Source organism: Paenibacillus sp. DRB1-1, from assembly GCF_052119485.1.
GTDB lineage: Bacteria > Bacillota > Bacilli > Paenibacillales > Paenibacillaceae > Paenibacillus > Paenibacillus polymyxa_B.
In genome coordinates, this window is record NZ_JBODQH010000001.1 from 597238 (window position 1) to 617674 (window position 20437).

Below are 20437 nucleotides of genomic sequence, written 5' to 3' on the forward strand. Positions count from 1 at the left end.
TTTCATGCTATTCAATTAACGATGATCATTCCAAAAATTAAGCGGAGTCAGGTTATCATTCAACGGCTCGAACGAATATCCTTCTTTCTGCAAAGCGGCCATGATTTGTGGAAGAACCTTGATCGTAGATGGCTTATCATGCATAAGAACGACTGGTGTTCTGCCTTGCTTTTTCAATCTTCTAATATCACTTAGGACAGTCTGTACAAAATGCTCTGGATTTTTAGTATAACGCCAATCATTGGAATCGATATTCCAGTCCCAAATATGATAGCCTGCACCCGTCAGTTGATCGCGGTATGCTTTCTTCAAATATGGTTTGCTGCCATAAGGTGTACGAATCAAAGAAGTGCGTTTCCCTGTGGCCTGAAATAAAATCTCGTTATCCTGATTCATCTCTGCGAGTGCTGCTGCCGGGGATGCATAGATTTTCTTCACCTGATGCGTCATCCCATGCAGGCCCAAACCATGACCCGCCTCTACCATTCTTTTCATCACTGAGCTATGTTGACGAATCTCAGGTCCCAGCATGAAGAAAGTAACCTTCGCATTATATTTGTCCAAAATATCCAGCAGCTGCGAAGTATGCGCCGTAGGACCGTCATCGAAGCTCAAATAAATCGTACGGCTGGATGATGATGAGGCAGTTCCCTTGTTGCCTGAATTGCTGGCTTTGCCCGGTTTGACAGCTGCATACTGTTTAATTTCTGTTGCGAATGTATTCAAAAACTGAGCATCAGACAAACTAGCATTTGCGTTCTGAATTCGATATAGATTACTTGTTGGAAGCGTAATAGTGAAGCCGAACGCATCTGTCAAAGTGCGGATAGGCACCATCGTACGTCCTCCACGTTCGAACACATCCTCCTGGTTCAAATTCAGCGTAAAGCTGCGATTATGCCCAGTCAGCACCAATGTATTTCCGTTGGCAGAAGTAGAAATGCCCATCTTTTGCCCTAATGTAACGACAGGTACATACAACTTATTATTTTCCATTACGGGCTGAATCGTATTCGAATCTAGCAACACATCATTGACCCCCAGCAAAGGAGCCTTCGCTTGTGCACTCGCCGTATTCGTATGTATACCTAGCAAACCCAAACAACAGATTGCCATCAAGCATACAGCCATCCATTTTGCATTTAAAAGCTTCATTCATTACACCATCCTGTGCTGTATTTTATAATGTGCGGGAGCTATCTCTAGCTTGTCTATGAAGTTCTACAGACATGACGATATGGACATGGCAATATAGACATTCACTCAACATATAGAACATAAACGCATATGAACCGACTGAACCGGACGTCTTTTCGTTCCCCCTATATATATTAATAGATTACCAGACTATAGTAGGTAAATATAGTAAAACAATTTGAAAACAATCTCGCAACCCCCCTGCCAGAGAAGGTTACAAAGTTGTGAATAAATTGGAGACTCCTTACCCTAATTGCTTAGGTGCGGTATTCTTAGTTTTCCTCTTATGTATCTCATCCAGATACAAGGTATATTTGGACTCTCCGCTATATGTAAGAAACAACCACTCAAGCGCACGGGTCATGCCAATATATAGGAGAGAGGCCTCTCTTTCTTCAATCTCTTCTCTCTTAAATGGCATGTTCTCAATCGCCACAATAAAGACAGCACGAAAATCTAGACCTTTAGCACTGTCGAGAGTAGATATTTTTACTGTCGCTTCTTCTCTTATAAAATTACGTTTGGATTCACGGCTTTCAGTCATCCAAGTATAAGGTACCTGATGCTTCTCTAAGCTGCTTCTGATCTCATTAATATAAGAAAGTTTGTAATTGTTCTGCACCCTATATAAGATAGCTATATCATTAAGTGGAATAGCCTTTTCTTGACGAAGAAATGTAATAGTTTCAATAATAAAATCCATCTCATCACAAATATTTCGGCATCTGCGGAAGATAGGTTCAGGTCCCTTGCGCTTTGTTGACTGTGGGGGAATAATTTCTACTCCTTCAAGTGACCCGCTTTGAACCTTGTTTTGTAGTTGTGAATGGCTCCGATAAAAATCCCAAGCAAACTGTACAATTTGAGCGGTATTTCGATAGTTAATAGAAAGGATTTTCGATCTCCCTCGAAAATCCAAACCCGTTTCTTGTGCAAGACTATTCTTCCTTTTAAAGATAGATTGTGCCCGATCCTCTACTAATAGTAGGGACTCCGTATCAGGATTGAGACAATGACTGACTAAACGCAACCATTCTGGCTCAAAGTCCTGTCCTTCATCAATGAGTATGGCATCGTAGATGGGAACAATAGCTTCAAATTTGTCCAATTTCTCTAGTAACTCAGGTATCCCATTGTCCTTGATCCGCATATGACTACCAAGCCATTCATGAAAGTTATATACTTCAATATTAGAAGGCTCCCATTCACATTCTGTATTAGCAAAATTAAATAAATCTTCTGACTCCATCATTTTTTGGTAGATCCACTGTTTAAGAGTGCGAGATAGGGGAATACCATAGCAAAGAACAAGAATTTTCCAATCAGGATGCGCTTGAGCCAGCATTTTTGCCCGACTGACAAGAACCAACGTTTTTCCACTACCTGCTACGCCACGAATAAGACGATGTCTGTCTCCCAATTGTTTAGCCATATTCTCTTGGTGGAGATCCATGGTCTTGATGTTATGAAGAGATAGTAGCAACTGATCCTGATAAGGTACAGGTTCTTTGAACTCTGCGCTAATCCGTACTTCAGGAAATAAATGAAATCGGATAGCCTGAATATCCTCATCTGTAAGCGTATAACGACGTTTGCTTTGAATCGTGAACATACCAAACAGCTTTTCCATTAATGTTTCACTTGAAAATCCATCATCATCAGTATCAATCTCATCTCTACACAGCACAAAAGAAGGATCTATGACATTGTATAGTCCTAATTTAATGAAATCCTCTTGCTTCAAACGTGTAAATACCGTACCGTATCCATAGGAAAACTTTAGATAACCAGATAGACCTTGAAGTAAGTTTTTATCTTTTTTCAATTGGTCCGAAATAAGTCGGGCATTGTCCCGTGCCTGTTTGAGCGGACTTTTCACCGTTCGTGTCTCACCGGCTGAGGTATGCAGCATCCATTCGTCCTGATTAATTTGATGCAACGTGCTTTTTGTATAATCTTTTACTTCAAGAACAATGAGTCCAATATCCGGACCGATAATAACAAAATCAGCTCGTCTTCCCCGAATTTCCGGTTCATAATAAATAATGTAATCACTAGGTAAATACCTCTTTAAGGTTTCAAACAGAAGTCGTTCTCCTGCTGTAGCTTTCTTCGGTATATACTCCGGTACCATATAGGCCATGTGTCCTGTCTCTCCATTTCGTGGTTCTTCCACAGTAATGTATAGATTTCAACATCATATTACATATATAGTATATCAAATATTTCCCAAAGAGCGAATTAAGGCTCTTCGCTATACTTGGTGGTTAATGACACGTTTGATAGGTTAGTAAAGCGATTTGACATGAAGCCTCTGCGGACATAACTACTCGCAGAAGCCGCGAAGCATAGGGACTTCGCGATGCTAACCAGCTTATTGTAACCCGGCCCTGCATATAAAATCGCAATCTATTTTACCCATGCGGAATAGCGAGGAGGGCCGAATTAAGACTATATATTTCTCTCTGTAAATCCTTATAATCGTAAGAGAAGAACATATTACCTACATTTCCATTAATAATGTCACATTTTAATATATTGACACCTTAAACTCCCATTTTTATAGTCCAAATGGACCTTATTTTCCATAAACCGGTTAAGCCCATGGGATTAAAAGAAAATCAGGAGAGGAGTCACTTGCAAACCCCCCTTCGGGTATAGTAGTATGTGGTTAAAAAAATCGGAGGGTATATGCCTAAACAACAAGATAAACATTCCATTCAGGCGTGGTCTCTGATCAATCGCAAATATTTGGGAAAAGGCGTGCGTGTCAAACGTTTTCGTAAACCAACACGCTGTCAAGTGCGCAATCGCGTTTTGCTTGCCGTTTTGATGGCTAATGACATTAAACTGTCCCAACTTGCCGAGGAGCTTTCCATTTCCTCCCGTAGTGTCAGTGCGTGGGTATATGAAGGTCGTATTCCCGGCAACACTAATCTGGAAAAGACGTGTAATACACTTGGTTATCCGCACCATATTCTATTTAATGAAGAGGTTGTCCGGCGTTCACCACTCATCTGTCAACCAGCGCCGTCCCGTTTTATGAAACGGACTGTGACTCGTTCTCCGGTTAAAAATCGGATCTTGGCGGGTCTATGCATGGTACATGATATTTCGGTGACCGATGTGAGTCATTGGATTGGCGTTCACCCCGGTACATTTCGGAAATGGTTGCATCAGGGTACCGTTCCTTCGCAAACCTTCCAGGATCAGGCGGAACAGTTTTTCCGTATTCCAAAATCCATTTTGTTTGCTGATGCCATGCTGAAAAAGTAAAATGTCCGTAAAAGAGAAATGCTTGTGATTTTCATGAAAGTCTTTGAAAGGAACGCATTACCATCTTTCATCCGCTGAGACTTTCACATCATGTAATTCACAGAATATAAAATGCAAAAAAGCACAGTCTGCCGATTCCTCGGCGTACTGTGCTTTTTAGATAACAGAGCTTTAAATACTGCTTGCTTATATTTTGTCAGTTTCTTAAGAATGAATGCTTGCCGTTTCAGTTGAACGTTTGACTTCTTCCTTGATGGACTTTAGCTTTTTCATCATCGGATTGCCTCCACATCCAAAGTAGTCGTGAAGACGGCTGTATTCCTCGTACAGCTTATCATACACGGTCGCGTTCTCAGGGATCGGCTTGAAGCTCTCGTCCCGTACACGTGCCATATGACGCGCTGCTACGACAATATCGTCGTACCCTCCAGCTTCAGCTCCCGCAGCCACTGCTGCGAACATAGCAGCGCCCAACGCAGGAGTTTGGGTGGAAGCAGCAACCTTAATTTCCCGTCCGGTTACGTCGGCATAAATTTGCATCAGCAGTTGATTTTTCTGCGGCAAACCACCGCACGCATACAATACGTGTACTGGCACGCCGTTATGATGGAACGCATCGACAATTTTACGTGTTCCGAACGCAGTTGCTTCCAGCAATGTACGGTACACTTCCTCTGGCTTCGTCAGCAACGTATATCCGACAATCAGCCCCGTCAGGTTGGTGTCGACCAACAGAGAACGATTACCGTTCCACCAATCCAGGGCCAGCAATCCGGTTTCGCCCGGTTTATATTCAGCCGCTTTACGCTCCAGCCATACATGGACGTTCATACCTTCCGCAGCTGCCTGCTCCTTCACTTCGCCCGAAACAGCATGATCCACAAACCATGCGAAAATGTCTCCTACCGCCGATTGTCCAGCCTCATACCCGTAATAGCCCGGAATAATTCCGTTCTCTACAACGCCACACATACCCTCTACTTCTTTTTCTTCCTCACCGAGGAGCATATGGCAAATGGAAGTTCCCATCGCCATCACTAGCTTGCCTGGTGTGACGACGCCTACTGCCGGAACAGCCGCATGTGCATCCACATTGCCTACCGCTACTGCCGTTCCCGGATTCAGTCCGAGTTTTGCGGCCATATCCTCTGTTAATCCACCCGCACGGGCACCCAATTCATAAATCTCACCGCGCAGCTTCGTATCCGTCAAATTTTCTAGACGCGGATCGAGCGCTCTGAAAAATTCACGATCCGGATAACCATCGCGATGATGGTAAATAGACTTGTAGCCAGCTGTACACTGATTACGCTTCAGTTCCCCGCTGAGCTGGGAAATTACCCAGTCAGTCGCTTCTACAAAGCGGTCTGTTTGATTATAAATGTCCGGTGCCTCGTTCAGAATCTGCCAAATTTTTGCGATCATCCATTCGGAAGAAATTTTCCCTCCATAGCGGGGCTGAAACGCCTCTCCGCGCTGCGAGGCAATGTTATTTAAACGGTCCGCTTCATCCTGTGCTGCATGATGCTTCCACAGCTTCACCCAACTATGCGGGTTATCTTTTAGGTTCTCGTCAAAGCACAACGGTTGTCCCTGTGCGTCAATCGGCAGCATCGTACATGCTGTGAAATCAATTCCAATTCCGATGATATCGTCTGGAGAAATCCCAGTCTCCTTCATAACAGCAGGTACGGAAGTAGTAAGCACTTCAATGTAATCAGCCGGATGTTCCAGCGCCCAATCCATATCCAATTTGCGTCCGCTACCAGGCAATACTTCATCAATAACTCCATGACGGTAAAGTGTAACATGTGTAGCAATTTCAGTTCCGTCAGACAGGTCAACAATAACCGCACGGCCGGACTCCGTTCCATAATCGACACCAATAGTATACTTGCTCATTTGTGTGCCTCCTCCTTTATCGTTGACCATCATAAGCGTTCGCCCCATGCTTGCGCAGAAAATGCTTATCCAGCAGCGCCTGACCCATTGAGGTAAATTCTGTATTCAGAACGAAAGAACGGTACAATGCCAGATGTGTAGGCGTATCTGACGAAGGCCGAAGGTCATCTTCGACAATATCGCCTTGTAGATTCATTACAACCAGTTGCTCCGCTCAGTTCTTCATAGGCCGCGCCTTGGAAGAGCCAAATTGGCCTCCCATACTTCCTTTTTCAATTGTTCTACTATGTATAAGGCACACCTTTTACTATCATTTCTGAAATCTGCAATGGAGGAGGTGACTAAAACCAGCTTCATATGGGAAATTATAGGTGGGTTGTAACAACCCTTTATTCTTGGTTCCGCTTTCATTATATGCTTGTACGTACAACTTAGCTAGTCTTTTTTATGTATTTTTTCGATAGATTTTTGTACTCATTTTCAGAAAAAACATAGCAAAAACAGTCTATTTCTGCAATCCAGAAAACAGACTGTTCGGTATCGCGAGAAACATGCCCATCAAATATTAAACGTTGAAGCTGTACACTTACTAACTTGTCCTGACATGTTAAGTAATAAAAGCGACTGGTCTCCTAGCCTAGTGTTCTCCAGGCATGACCTGGACAGGCCCCGTAGATTCACGAACTATGAGCTCAGGCGGTAGAATTAACTGACGATCTTCTTCATGGTACCCCTTCTCTTCAATCATCGACAGCATGGTATCGGCAGCACGTAACCCTAATTCTTCCTTTGGATGCCGAATTGTCGTTAGCTTGATTTCCGTTGCTGTCGCCAAAAATGAATCATCAAACCCAACCAGCGATAGATCATTGGGAATGTTCAGGCCCGCCGAACGTACAATATCCAGGAGTCGAACAGCCAGCTCATCATTATAGGTCACCCATCCAGTAGGACGCTCTCCCGCCTCTATCGCCAGCAGACTCGACGCACGTTGTAGCGGAATCTCATTTTTTTCTTCTGTCCGGTAAGTCGTTACTGCGTTCGGGTGTAATGTCACTCCATACTTGCGGTGAGCAGCCACAAATCCTTTCATACGAAGAATCCCTTGCATATCATCGGTTTTGAAAAATCCGGCCAAGCGTCGGTGTCCCAGCTTAATCAGATGCTCGGCCGCCAAAAAACCACCCTTTTCATCATCTACTCGCAGACATGGCGCATCCATTTCCTCATAACGCGCATTGATCATCAAATAAGGGATTTGGCGATTTTCCACGGTTAAATAATAGTTCAGATTGGGGTTACGCTCTCCACTTTTAGTCGGTTCAATAATAATTCCGCTCAGCGGTTGACTCAACAGCATTTCCAGGCACTGACTTTCTTGCTCAGGGTCATTACCTGTGCTTGACAGCAGCATCTTGTATCCCTGGCGACTCAATTTAGATTCAATTCCCTGTACAATAGATGGGAAAATATAATCCGATATATAGGTTGTAACGACTCCAATCGTCTTTGGATCTTCGGGCTGCTTGCTGTCCCGTGTCGCGACAAAGGTTCCCTTACCCTGCATCCGAAACAGCCATCCTTCCTGCACCAGCTCACCCAGCGCCTGACGCACCGTTTGCCGACTAACGGCAAATTGTTCAGACATTTCATGCTCAGATGGAAGCTGGCTTTGTGGTTCCAGTTTAGATGAATGAATCCAGGACAAAATTTCCTGTTTAACTTGTATATATTTGGGCGCCATAATTTCCTCCGTACTTGCAATATCGTGTACCTGTTCATATTCCACGATTATAGCATACCGTTCATTTGTACATACAAATGTTACAGGAGCAGGATATCGTCGTATTGCTGCCGGAGGTGTAAACCCATTCACTTATCCCTTCCTTGCCACACATAACTGGCCGAATATCTAAGGGCAATTTGTGTAGATGTTGCACATTACGAACGAAGCAATTGATGTTCATTCATATACTTGAGTCCAGTATAGCGATCACGTAAGGTATGAGCCGTGCGCAATGCACGAGCAAGCTGTTCCTCCGTAACCCCCAGCTCGGCAATGGTAGATGGGCCTCCAACCTGAGACAGCCATGCACGCATCTGCTCCGACGTAGGCAAAGCCCGATACACCTTAAAAGCCTCAACATCCTGACTGGCTGCTAAATCCCTGTACAGGTCAGACAGCAATGCGGATGCTACGCCTACTTTGGCACCATGCAAAACTTGCTTGCGTCCCTCTGCAATAAAATCCATTTCAATTCGGTGGGAAATATGGTGCTCTCCCCCTGACGCTGGACGAGAATGATCTATCATCAGCATCGAAATACCGGATGCAATCAGCGCATTCATCAATACCTCGACACCAGCCTTGCTGCCTGCCGCAATCTCATCGACATGCTCTACACAGTCACGCAGAGCCTCCTCGGTAATGCGATTAGCCACAGGTGAATACGGCTCGTTTCCCAAATCTCTGGAAACATGCCAGTCCGCTAGTGAGGTGAACTTACCGAGCATATCGCCAAAACCGGCGGCAGTCATCGTCTGTGGCGCATTTGCCAGCACGGACAAATCAGCAAAGATCGCCTCTGGCGGAACTGCTTGGAATGTCTGCTTGCTGCCGTCCACAATAAGTGGTGCGCCTGCGGAGGTAAAACCATCCACCGAAGCAGCCGTCGGTACCGACAAGAACGGACGATTCATTTTATAACATACGAAGCGAACCAGATCATGAATTGTGCCGGAGCCTACAGCAAGTACAGCCTGACTCTTATCCACCACACCCAGCAGCACTTTCATAATATAGGTTTCATCAGCAATGACATCCCCTACAGCATTCGGAGGTAAGCGAACTACATCAACTGTCAGACCTGCCTCACGGATCAGCTCAGCCACTTTTTTTCCTGCCGCCGCCGAAGTATGCTCATCTTCTACTAGAGTTACATGACGATAATCCAGTTGGTTCAAATAAGGAACAACAGACTCCAGTGCTCCATCTCGTACCTCGATACACAATTCAACCTTTCGGTGAGGATGGTCAGTGTTACTAGCCTGCGCCTCTTCGTTCCACAACTTGATCTGTTCATTCATATTCATTTCATCAGCCTCCTGAAAAAGGAATAATTTGCACAAGAATGATCCATAATGACTAATAGATTCCGTTTGAAAACGATTACTATTTAATTGTACGCACAAGTGTGTGTCCAAGTCCAGAAAAAAAGTACAAGTTACTTTTTAATTTATATATTCGAAAGGAACATGTTTATGAAATTTGGAACGGATATTGCCTGTGCACTTGGGTTACTGGCAGGTACAACGTTTGGCAGTGGTATTGCTTTTTTGTTCGGCTGGCAAGCTTATCGGGCCCTGACTTCTGTTGCAGTCTTTGGCGTAGCAGGGATTATCATAACCATTGCCGTTTTTCGCTTGCTGCACCGTAAGTCACTTTCCACGTCTGATTCTCGATAAATGCTGTTAGTGAACTTGTTTTTTTGACAGTATACATAAAAAACGGGTCTCTTAAGCAGTTGCATCGCTTGAGAGTACCCGTTTTTGTTTTACAAATATTCACTTATAAAGTTGTATCAACCTCTGGATTAACATCTAATTCATAATCAATTTCATCAAACCCGAATCCAAATAATTGGAGGAAATCCAGACGGTATTGTTCGAGATCACCTAATTCAGATACATTTTCTGTAGTGATTTCGGACCAAGCTGCTTTGACAGCCTGCTGCACATCGTCTCTCATTTCCCAGTTATCCAGGCGGATGCGTCCTTCTTCATCCGTTTCCACAGTGGACCCACTGTATAGCGTCTCAAACAGACGTTGTGCCTGCTCAATACATCCCTCGTGCAGTCCCTTTTCTTTCATGACCTTAAACAACAAAGAAATATACAAAGGCACGACCGGAATAGCCGAACTGGATTGTGTAACCAAAGCTTTATTCACAGAAACATAGGCTTTTCCATGATAACGTTCCAGTTGCTTTGTTAGAGTATGTGCTGTAGCTTCCAAATCATTTTTAGCTTGGCCAATGGTTCCTTTACGATAGATAGCCTCTGTAATTTCGGGACCAATATACGAGTAAGCCAATGTGGTTACCCCTTCAGCCAGCAGATCAGCTTCTTCCAACGCTTTTAGCCACAAGGACCAATCTTCGCCCCCCATTACCGTGATGGTGTTCTCAATTTCCTCCTGTGTAGCCGGTTCTAGCGTAATTTCTGATACGACACCTGTATTGGTATTCACAGTTTTATTCGAAAAAGACTGTCCGATAGGCTTGAGAACGGAATTAAAGGTTTCACCCGTGTCGGGATGTGTCCGTCGCGGTGAAGCGACACTATACACAATCAGGTCTACCTTGCCCAGCTTTTCCTTTACCAGCTTCAACGTCTCCTGCTTAATTTCATGAGAGAAAGCATCTCCGTTAATACTTTCTGCTATGTAGCCAGCTGCTCTGGCCGCTCTTTCAAAGGCTACTGTATTATACCAGCCTGCTGAAGCCGTACGCCCCTCTGATGCGGGACGTTCATAGGATACCCCTATGGTGTCCGCTCCCAGACCGAAGCTCGCAGCAATACGAGAAGCCAGCCCATATCCAGTAGATGCTCCGATCACAAGTACCTTTTTAGCTCCTTGTAGTGATGTGCTGTCTTTGATGTAGTTGATCTGACGATTAACATGAGCCGCGCATCCTGCAGGATGTGCAGTCGTACATATGAAACCACGAATTTTCGGTTTAATAATCATTGCAAGGGTCCCCCTACTTTGGCATTCATTTAATATGGATGGAATGGTTGTCCAGTCACAACTATATAGTAAATCAGCTTGCGGCTCAACCTAGACTGCAGTATACGAAATATCACTAACAACAAAATCAGCATCTCATTATATTATGAGACAATAGAACTACACATTTTTGGTTACGGAGATGCAAGCCGTAATAGTGAATTCGGCCGTCATTAATAGGCGTAACCAGTTAGGTGCTCAGCAAATGTCGAAGAGCTTCTCTATGCTTCTAACAAAAAAACCTAAATATGTTTATATTCATAATTTTTAGTGAATAAAAAATTCACAAAACAGCAATTTCGTGATATAAATAAGATGAAATAACAGTTTATTATCTTTTTAATAGACTAAATTCAATGTCTCATCACTCGTGTTTAAGAGCTAGAACGTTATCTCGGGCAAAACAACCAGAACAGTAGCAATCCTCCTTATTAGTAAGCCCCTAGGATTTTACGCAATCAGACTGAATAAACGCTTCCTTTCGGAAATAAAGACCCTTCCCTTCAATATCCAACATCCAGATAAGATTGTAATTAAAGTGCTTTTATATCTATTATAAAGCGCTCTCAATGATTAAAGATCTATTTTAACTGTTATTATTTGCTGCCCTTGGACTAAACCTGTCCTTTGAGGGCTGATCTTGTAGGATAAGTTCCAAGCGAAACCTCATTTATGGGGGACTTCAATGAAACAAGGTAAGAAATGGGTGACCCTGTGCTCCACAATACGAAAGGGGGTGATCAGAATAGAACGATCGTTTGAACATTCGTAAAATAGAAATTATATTTCCACAGCTACAGGTTTAGGAAATTATTATTTTTATTAGGAGATGAAAGAATGATTTCACGTGTGAAAAAATCAATTTGCGTATTATTGGCATTTGTAACTGCACTACCGCTCATGTTTAGCATGTCAGCACCTTCAGAAGTTTCAGCAGCAAGTGATGTAACCATTAACTTATCGGCACAAAAACAAGTGATTCGCGGTTTTGGAGGAATAAACCATCCGGCTTGGATTGGGGATTTGACAGCATCTCAAAGAGAAACAGCTTTTGGTAATGGAAATAATCAGTTAGGTTTTTCAGTGTTAAGAATTTATGTAGACGACAATAAAAATAACTGGTACAAAGAAATACCAACTGCAAAACGTGCAATTCAAAGTGGAGGAATCGTTTTTGCTTCACCATGGAATCCTCCAAGTGACATGACTGAGACCTTTAATCATGAAGGTGATACAAAAGCAAAACGCCTTAAATACGATAAGTACGCTGCATATGCGCAGCATCTTAACGATTTCGTTTCTTACATGAAGAATAATGGCGTGGATCTATATGCTATCTCCGTTCAAAATGAACCTGATTATGCACATACTTGGACATGGTGGACTCCAAAAGAAATGCTTCGTTTTATGAAAGAAAATGCTGGATCTATTAACTGCAGAGTTATCGCTCCTGAGTCATTTTCATACTTAAAAAATATGTCAGACCCAATTCTAAACGATCCGCAGGCTCTTGCTAATATGGATATTCTTGGTACTCATACTTATGGTACTAAATTTAGTGACTTCCTTTATCCTCTTTTCAAACAAAAAGGAGCGGGAAAAGAGCTTTGGATGACGGAAGTATACTATCCAAATAGCGACAATAACTCGGCAGATCGCTGGCCCGAGGCATTGGATGTTTCATATCATATGCACAATGCTATGGTAGAGGGAGATTTTCAGACATATGTATGGTGGTACATTCGTAGACAATACGGTCCTATGAATGAGGACGGTACAATAAGCAAACGTGGTTATAATATGGCTCATTTCTCGAAATTTGTTCGTCCCGGATATGTACGAGTAGACGCAACGAAGAATCCAAATACAAACATCTACACCTCTGCATATAAAGGTGACAACAAGGTAGTTATTGTTGCAATTAATCGAGGTACTTCAGCAGTAAACCAAAGGTTCGCCCTACAGAACGGGACTGCATCGAGAGTATCTTCATGGGTAACGGACGGCAGTAGAAATCTGGCAGCAGGATCGGCCATTAATCTGTCTGGCGGTGCCTTTACAGCCCAGCTCCCTGCCCAAAGTGTTACAACTTTTGTAGGTGAATTGGGTGGCAAGTCCATCAGCAACACGACTTATGGAGCGGAGACGGATACAACATTGACCCACTCCGTAGTAGAAGCCACCTATTCGGGTGATGACACTATCCAATATGCCAACTTTAATGCTTCAACCGATGCAACCGTACAGTGGAATAGCATCTACTGCGCTGTTGATGGAACTAAAAATGTGAAATTCCGGTATGCGCTAGATACAGGGACTCGAAATCTAGATGTTTATGTTAACGGAACGAAAGTGATCAGTAATGCTGCCTTTACAGCAACTGGTAGCTGGGCAACCTGGGGCGAAAAAACGATCCAGGTACCTATGAATAGCGGAAACAACACTTTTAAAGTGGTAACTACTGGTATGGAAGGACCGAATATAGAAAGTATAAACGTCTCAGCCGAGTAAGTGCATTCGGCGAAAAACTCGAGAACCCGGGTCTTTTCAAAGACTCGGGTTCTCTTTTTCTCAAAAGGATATTGTCTACAAAGACCTAACCAGTCCTTGTTTCTACATTGTTCTACGCCTGATTCAAAGCTGTTTAGAGCTTATCCGGATATTTAGCACGCCTAAATCCTCATCCAATTAAATGGAATTGTTTACTTCAACTGCAACAAGAGGTAGGATAACCGGAACGTTACAACCACTCACCTCTCGTATAAGGAGTAGCTTCTGGAAAATGCTCCCCGCCAAGGGCTCAGGTGATGAGCAATACATTGCAATTTTCCGATGATATCAAAAAACTCCTGATCGCCATAAGGGCAAATTCAGGAGCTATTGCATTAAAGCTTAAATATTTCAACTATTAAAACAGAGAACTTTATCTTTGTACATCTATTTGAGTGGCTTGACTATGGTTGAATCGCCAGCGCAGCAACACGCTCATAAGCCAGCTTCGGACGGTGCGATTGATCGAATAACAAAGGCCAGTTCTTCCGGCCTCTGACCGGAAAGCCGTCCAGCCAGGTATAATCGTCGGCAGCCCCCCAGAATGTGACTGCGCTGATACAGTCGCGGTATTCCCTCAGGAGACGGAAAATCGCCTCGTAAAGCTCCGCTTGCCGTTCCAGCATTTCCTCCGAAGGTTGAAGCAGGTCGGTACGTCTGTCATCAAAGCGAAAAACTGACAGATCCAGTTCCGTTAGTTGGAGCTGAAGTCCCAGCTCTGCATATTTTTCGATGGCTGCGCGGATGTCGTTTAGAGAAGGATCGAACAAATTCCAATGCGCCTGAAGACCCACGCCGTGAATCGGCACTCCCTGGTCCAGCAGCGACCTGACCAGCCGATAGATACGATCCCGTTTATAAGGATGGGACTCATTATAGTCGTTGTAGAACAGCAGAGCCTTGGGATCTGCTTCATGCGCATATTCGAAAGCCTTGGCGATAAAATCAGGTCCGACGATGTCTAGCCATTTCGACGGGCGAAGGAACTCCTCCTTGTCTGACTCCTCGTCCGAGATGACCTCATTCACCACATCCCAGCAGTATACAGTATCCTTATACCGTCCAACCACCGTTTGGATATGCGAGCGGAGCCGCTCCAGCAGCAAGGCACGATCCGCCGGTCCGCCTTGTTCATTCTCAAACAGCCAATCCGGCGTTTGATTATGCCAGACCAGGGTGTGACCGCGCATTGCCATCCCATGCTCCTTGGCAAATGCAGCTAATCGGTCAGCATTCTCGAAGGTATACACCTCCTCCTCTGGATGCAAGCTTGAGAACTTCATTTCATTTTCCGCTGTAATACTGTTAAAGTGGTAAGCAAGCAACGATTTCTGAATCTCAATAGTTAGAGGATTGACCGCCGCTCCGATCTGGAAATCGTCTTTGTATAATTCTTTTAATGAAGCTTCTTTCCGCGTCGATAAATTCATCCTTTTCCTCCTTGGGCAGGCTATCGGTAAACACTTACGGCTACTTAGCCTGATACTTAAACCAATCGAAGTGCGCAGGTACCCCACTTAAGCGGCCATTTCCTGTTGCATACAGCCCAATGACTACCCCAGTAAAGCACATTTTATTTACAAAATCCTCCGGAGACAACGCCCGTGCCGGACCTGTAGCTATACTGGACCAGTTCTCGCCATCCTCCGAATAGGATAGAGCATATTCATCCTCAGTCGCTTCAATACTTAGCAAAACTCGCTCCGATTCTGTCTCAGCCCCATAGACGATCTGGGATTCTCCGCGAATGGTCAGACGGGCCATGACTCGGTTGCGGTTTCCAGAACGCAACACCCCGATCTCATAATGGGCATCCTCATCCCGGCGTGCACATAATCCGGCCTCTTCACCTTCAGCGGTTGGCGTAAACGACATACGAGTGGTGAAGCTTGCCTGCTTATGCTGCTGTCTTTTGCCTGCAAAAGCAATCCGGCCGACATCCCCGAGTCCCGCCGCCTGTCCATGCAATGTCAAAGACCCAGGAGCTTCATCAAGCGAATAACTACCATCGGCCGGATTTCGCACAAAGATCCACTCGGGTCCGAGATGGTCTGCGGCAAAATCGTCCCGGCCTTCGCCCACAGTGACGCCCGTAGCGTTGGGTGTCGCTGCGGGCAGACGCGCAACCGACATTTCCAGCTTGACACAGCCCTCGTTATTGTCGATATACGGCCATTCGTCCTTCCAGATGACCGGAGCCAGAAAGGTTTCACGACCAAGTACGCTGTAACCATCCTCAGTCAACCGAACGCCGAGAAAAACAGCCCACCAATCCCCTTTTACATCTTCTACCAGGTCAGCATGGCCCAAATATTGAATCGGATGATCAAGCCCCCGATGCGTCAGGATCGGCTCCGGATAACGTTCAAACGGACCATAAGGATTGTTGCTCCGTCCGATAATCTCCCTGTGTTCCTTTGCTGTTCCGCCAGAGGCGGACATCATATAATACATTCCATTAATCTTGTATAGATGAGGACCTTCTGTCCATGGACCCCCATCACCATACCAAACCACCTGCGGCTCCGAAAGCGCTTCTCCAGTCACAATATTAATTTCATACTGGATGGCATGGGAGTCGTAGTCCGCTCCCTGCTGCGCGGTGACGTACACCTTGCCGTCATCGTCAAAAAACAGTGAAGGATCAATACCACCGTAAGGAACATGGATCGGATTCGACCAAGGTCCGGCCGGATCGGTCGCTGTAACATAAAAATTCCCGATCCCCCCTACATCGGTTGTAATCATGTAGAAGGTGCCCTCAAAATAACGAATTGATGGTGCATAAATGCCGTCAGAGCTCTTGCGATCCGTCAGATCAAGCTGATTGGGTCGGTTCAGCACATGACCCACTTGTTCCCATTGAATCAGATCCCGACTCCGGAAGATGGGGACACCAGGAAAATATTCAAACGAACTGCAAATCAGATAAAAGTACTCTCCCGCTCTAGTAATGCTAGGATCAGGATAAAAGCCGGGAAGTATGGGATTTGAGTAACGAATAGTTTGCGATACCAATTGATTATTCATTTATTCCTTCACACTCCCAACGTTAAGCCCAACAACAAAATATTTTTGCATGAACGGATAAACTACCAGGATTGGAATAGAAGCTACTACAGTGACAGCAGCGCGAATTGAAATGGGTGTAACCTGGGTAGCATTCTGCATTCCAACACCATTGGACACTGATGGATTGCTGTTGGCATTCATACTAGAGGAGAGCAGCTTCATTAATTCGTATTGCAGTGTGCTCAGTTCCTGTTGGGACGAGGTATACAAAAAGGCGTCGAACCAAGAGTTCCAGGCACCTACCGCAACAAACAACGCAATAGTAGCCAGCACAGGCTTACAGAGCGGTAAAATAATTCTCCAAAAAATCTTAAAATCTCCTGCCCCATCTATTTTAGCCGATTCCACCAAGCTCTCTGGAATTGTATAGATATAGGTACGGATAACAATTAGGTTAAATGCGCTGATCATTGACGGCAGTACATATACGAAAAAATTATTAATTAAATTCAGGTCCTTCATCAAGAAATAGCCCGGAATCAAACCTGCATTAAAATACATGGTCAGGACAAAAACTGTAGTAATAGGCTTGCGGAACACAAAATTCCGTCGACTAAGTGCATAAGCCAGCATTGTGGTCAAGAAAATATTCAGCAAGGTCGAAAGCACGGTACGTGCAACCGAAATCAGGAATGCATTATAAATAGTGCCCGAAACGAATACCGCTTTATAATTCTGCAACGTGAACTGCCGAGGCCACAGATAGAGACCGCCTCTGATCGTGTCGTTCCCCGCATTAAACGACACTACAATTGTATTTAGGAACGGATATAAGGTAACAATGACCAGGATAATCATAAATATTGTATTAAGTGTGCTGAAAACAAACGGCTCTAATCCCCTGCTTCCTGGACGGCGTCTGGAGATTGCAATTGTACTCTCTGGGCCAGCCATCTGAGTTTTCTTCATCATTATAATAACCTCTCTTCCCCAAGCCGCTTTGCTGTCCAGTTTGCGAGCAGCAACATTGTAATACTGACAATGGTCTTGAATATGCCTCCCGCAGTGGCCAAGGAATAGTTACTTTGCGCAATACCGTATTTGAGAACGAAAATATCAATCGTTTCTGACCAATCCACAATAAGTCCGTTGCCTAGCAAATACTGTACTTCAAAACCAGCTTCTAAAATATGTCCAATTGACATAATCAACAGAATAACAATAGTTGGCTTAATGCCTGGCAAAGTAACGCTCCACATTTTTTGATATCTGTTGGCCCCGTCAATATCAGCGGCTTCATACAAAGCCGGATCAATAGAGGCTATGGCGGCCAAATAAATAATTGTATTCCAGCCAACTTCTTTCCATACGTGTGAGGCTCCCACTACTCCCCAAAAATACTTTCCTTCACTCAACCATAAAATGGGTTTATCAATCAAATGCAGTTTCATCAACATTTCGTTGACAATGCCGTCAGAGGCAAGAGAAGTGGCAACAATTCCCGTAACGATAATCCATGACAAAAAGTGTGGCAAATACGAAATGGTCTGAACGGCTCTCTTCCAGAAAATCTTTTTAATTTCATTAAGCAGCAATGCCAAAATAATGGCAGTGACAAACCCAAAAATCAGGTTGATCATACTCATAGCAAGTGTATTACGAAGGACACGTAAAAAATTATCATCTGTAAACAGGAACTTAAAATGTTTGAAGCCAACCCAGGTTTGTTCATCAAAGCTTCGTGCGGGCTTGTAATCTTGAAATGCCATCGACCAGCCCCAGATCGGCACATAAGCAAATAAGACTATATAAGCAAGCAGAGGAACTGACATATAGATAAGTTGTCTCTGATCCTTGATAATAGCCCAGGTCAGACGTTTGTCGCTGCGTTTCTTCTTCGGGTCTACCTGTTTAACTGGCTTGGTACCAACTGCAATCTCCTCCATAGTATCAAACTCCCTATCCATTCTTATATTTTACGGAAAGGGAGGAGTGCTCCCTTTCCGGTTTAGGAATAGTTCTATTTAGTAGTCCAATGCTCAATTCTCCACTTCAGCACTTCGTTTATTTTGTCTTCATAGGCCTTAATGTCAAGCTTATGAATCTCGGAGGTGTATTCGTTCCATACAGAGTCGAAGCTAGACGGACTTGACAGGATTGCTTTTGGCAGATACTTTGTAGAAACCTCGTTCAGCTTTGTGTTGGCAATCTTGGCCGGAGAACCATCCACGATATCGGCAGACCAAGCCGGGTAGTAGACAGGGTTCTCAGGAGGAGCACTGAAGAAGTCAACGTAGCTATTAATCCCGTATGCCTTTAGCACTTCCTTGTCGAATGGCTTCAAGCTTGCTTGATACTCTTCAGGCTGGTTGGTTGCCGTGGTGGCGTTGCCATCGCTAAAATAACCCTCTAGCTTCGGTGCGGAAGCGTATAAAGCCTCGGCCTTATTGGCGAGCTTCCAGGTAGCATCATCAGTGTTAGTACGCTGCTCTGGTGTTTTCATGAAGCGACCTTGCTTATTGACATAAAAATCTTGGCCTTCAACACCCCAAGTAAATAGCTTTTGCCATTTTTCATCCATTAGTTTATCGAGTACTTTTAGGATTTTTACCGGATCCTTAGCGTTAACCGTAATACCAAAACCATTATTCAGATTAAGCGCTGGACGATCCCGATAGTAATCCTTAATGCTGGAATCATATACCAGAGGGAAGCCTACATATGTCCGCTCCAGCTTCTTCTGCGTCTTCAGTGAATCCTCAGCTTTGAGAAAGTTCCAGTGCTGATCGAACATCCCCAGTACATTACCGTTAGACAACTTCGCCAAGTACTGATCATAGTTCTGTGTAAACGTTTCCTTATCGAGCAAGTCTTGAGCATTAATTTCATTCAGCTTCTGGTAGTACCTCTTAGCGAAATCTTTATCAGCAAAAATTTCTGCCACACCTTTGTTTACAACTACACCGCCATCGTTTGGATGACCAATCAAATGTTGTGGAGGATTCAGCAATCCCCAGGTTTTCCAGTCATAGTTCAGGATTTCAAAACCAATAGTTGGGCTACCATCAATCGTTGGATATTTCTCTTTGTACTTTTTAATCAGATCGAAGTATTCATCTAAAGTTTTAGGAGTCGGATAGTTGAACTCCTTGAGAACAGCCTTTTGAATCCAGAAGGCTGGACCACCGTAATAGGTATCAGCAACTTCACCATTGTAGGCACCATAGTTTGGCAAATAGTAAATATGTCCATCATTAGGGTCCTTCATTTGGTTCCAATACTTTGCATAGTGTTTCTTCAGATTAGGCGCATGCTTCTCGATCAGATCTTCCAACGGGATGACGCTTCCCGCAGCGGTCAGCTTTGTATCTGCCGAGATCAGGTCCGGGTAGTCCCCGCCAGCAATCATAACGCCGAGCTTCTGGTTCTTGTCGCCCGCAAGAAATTCAAATTTGAAGGTAACGCCAAGCTCATCCTTCAGCTTTTTGTAAATTTTGTTGTCCGCTGTTGGCTGCTGTCCAGCTTCATTCAAGAAGACTGAGATTTCAATTGGATTTGCTGCTCCAACCTCTCCGCTGTTGACACTGTCCGCTTTGGAATTTCCACCTTTGCTGCTGCCGCTGATTGAGCAGCCAGATAGAACAACGCTCAGTGACAAAAGTGCTACCGCTCCAATACGAAGTAACGATTTTTTTCTGCCCCCCATAAGAC

At 44.2% G+C, this 20437-nt stretch carries 13 protein-coding genes and 3 pseudogenes; 4 read left to right on the forward strand and 12 right to left on the reverse strand.

Going from position 1 to position 20437, the window contains the following annotated elements; all coding sequences use genetic code 11:
• Positions 1-15: 15 nt before the first annotated feature.
• Together ACQW03_RS02700 and ACQW03_RS02705 are read right to left on the reverse strand one after the other, a co-directional pair.
• Positions 16-1155, reverse strand: coding sequence for a polysaccharide deacetylase family protein (locus ACQW03_RS02700; RefSeq protein WP_441948135.1), 1140 nt, complete (start codon positions 1153-1155; stop codon positions 16-18).
• Between the two features lie 286 nt (positions 1156-1441).
• Positions 1442-3340: a 3'-5' exonuclease gene (locus ACQW03_RS02705; RefSeq protein WP_441948137.1), complete on the reverse strand. Its 1899-nt coding sequence runs from the start codon at positions 3338-3340 to the stop codon at positions 1442-1444.
• Positions 3341-3888: 548 nt separating this feature from the next.
• Here ACQW03_RS02705 and ACQW03_RS02710 point away from each other — a divergent pair.
• Positions 3889-4473, forward strand: coding sequence for a helix-turn-helix domain-containing protein (locus ACQW03_RS02710; RefSeq protein WP_007429779.1), 585 nt, complete (start codon positions 3889-3891; stop codon positions 4471-4473).
• A 204-nt stretch (positions 4474-4677) separates the two neighbouring features.
• Here the strand turns inward: ACQW03_RS02710 and ACQW03_RS02715 are convergent, their stop codons facing one another.
• The 4 genes and pseudogenes from ACQW03_RS02715 to ACQW03_RS02730 form a co-directional block, all read right to left on the reverse strand.
• Positions 4678-6375: a ribulokinase gene (locus ACQW03_RS02715; RefSeq protein ID WP_441948140.1), complete on the reverse strand. Its 1698-nt coding sequence runs from the start codon at positions 6373-6375 to the stop codon at positions 4678-4680.
• A 112-nt stretch (positions 6376-6487) separates the two neighbouring features.
• Positions 6488-6624 (reverse strand): annotated as a pseudogene (locus ACQW03_RS02720) (class II aldolase/adducin family protein); the annotation flags it as partial.
• 388 nt (positions 6625-7012) lie between these two features.
• Positions 7013-8119: a GntR family transcriptional regulator gene (locus tag ACQW03_RS02725; RefSeq protein ID WP_076292693.1), complete on the reverse strand. Its 1107-nt coding sequence runs from the start codon at positions 8117-8119 to the stop codon at positions 7013-7015.
• A 197-nt stretch (positions 8120-8316) separates the two neighbouring features.
• On the reverse strand, positions 8317-9468 hold the full coding sequence (locus ACQW03_RS02730; protein ID WP_441948142.1) for a sn-glycerol-1-phosphate dehydrogenase: 1152 nt from the start codon (positions 9466-9468) through the stop codon (positions 8317-8319).
• A 168-nt stretch (positions 9469-9636) separates the two neighbouring features.
• On the opposite strand from ACQW03_RS02730, the gene ACQW03_RS02735 reads away from it, so the two are divergent.
• On the forward strand, positions 9637-9840 hold the full coding sequence (locus tag ACQW03_RS02735; RefSeq protein ID WP_071640222.1) for a hypothetical protein: 204 nt from the start codon (positions 9637-9639) through the stop codon (positions 9838-9840).
• Positions 9841-9943: 103 nt separating this feature from the next.
• On the opposite strand, the gene fabV is transcribed toward ACQW03_RS02735, so the two are convergent.
• On the reverse strand, positions 9944-11125 hold the full coding sequence (gene fabV / locus ACQW03_RS02740; RefSeq protein WP_071640221.1) for an enoyl-ACP reductase FabV: 1182 nt from the start codon (positions 11123-11125) through the stop codon (positions 9944-9946).
• Positions 11126-12001: 876 nt separating this feature from the next.
• Here fabV and ACQW03_RS02745 point away from each other — a divergent pair.
• Positions 12002-13261: pseudogene (locus ACQW03_RS02745) on the forward strand (glycoside hydrolase family 30 beta sandwich domain-containing protein); the annotation flags it as partial.
• A 117-nt stretch (positions 13262-13378) separates the two neighbouring features.
• Positions 13379-13675, forward strand: a pseudogene (locus ACQW03_RS02750) (carbohydrate-binding protein); the annotation flags it as partial.
• 443 nt (positions 13676-14118) lie between these two features.
• On the opposite strand, the gene ACQW03_RS02755 reads toward ACQW03_RS02750, so the two are convergent.
• The 5 genes from ACQW03_RS02755 to ACQW03_RS02775 all read right to left on the reverse strand — a co-directional run bounded on the left by ACQW03_RS02755 (position 14119) and on the right by ACQW03_RS02775 (position 20432).
• Positions 14119-15144: an endo-1,4-beta-xylanase gene (locus ACQW03_RS02755; RefSeq protein WP_076292541.1), complete on the reverse strand. Its 1026-nt coding sequence runs from the start codon at positions 15142-15144 to the stop codon at positions 14119-14121.
• A gap of 40 nt (positions 15145-15184) precedes the next feature.
• A complete protein-coding gene (locus ACQW03_RS02760) occupies positions 15185-16744 on the reverse strand; it encodes a glycoside hydrolase family 43 protein (RefSeq protein WP_441948145.1) in 1560 nt (519 codons plus the stop codon).
• Positions 16745-17680 carry a carbohydrate ABC transporter permease gene (locus ACQW03_RS02765; protein WP_372238691.1) on the reverse strand — a complete coding sequence of 312 codons (936 nt, stop codon included), beginning with the start codon at positions 17678-17680 and terminating at the stop codon, positions 16745-16747.
• Positions 17681-17697: 17 nt separating this feature from the next.
• On the reverse strand, positions 17698-18672 hold the full coding sequence (locus tag ACQW03_RS02770) for an ABC transporter permease (RefSeq protein ID WP_071640216.1): 975 nt from the start codon (positions 18670-18672) through the stop codon (positions 17698-17700).
• Between the two features lie 74 nt (positions 18673-18746).
• Positions 18747-20432, reverse strand: coding sequence for an ABC transporter substrate-binding protein (locus ACQW03_RS02775; RefSeq protein WP_071640215.1), 1686 nt, complete (start codon positions 20430-20432; stop codon positions 18747-18749).
• Positions 20433-20437 lie beyond the last annotated feature (5 nt).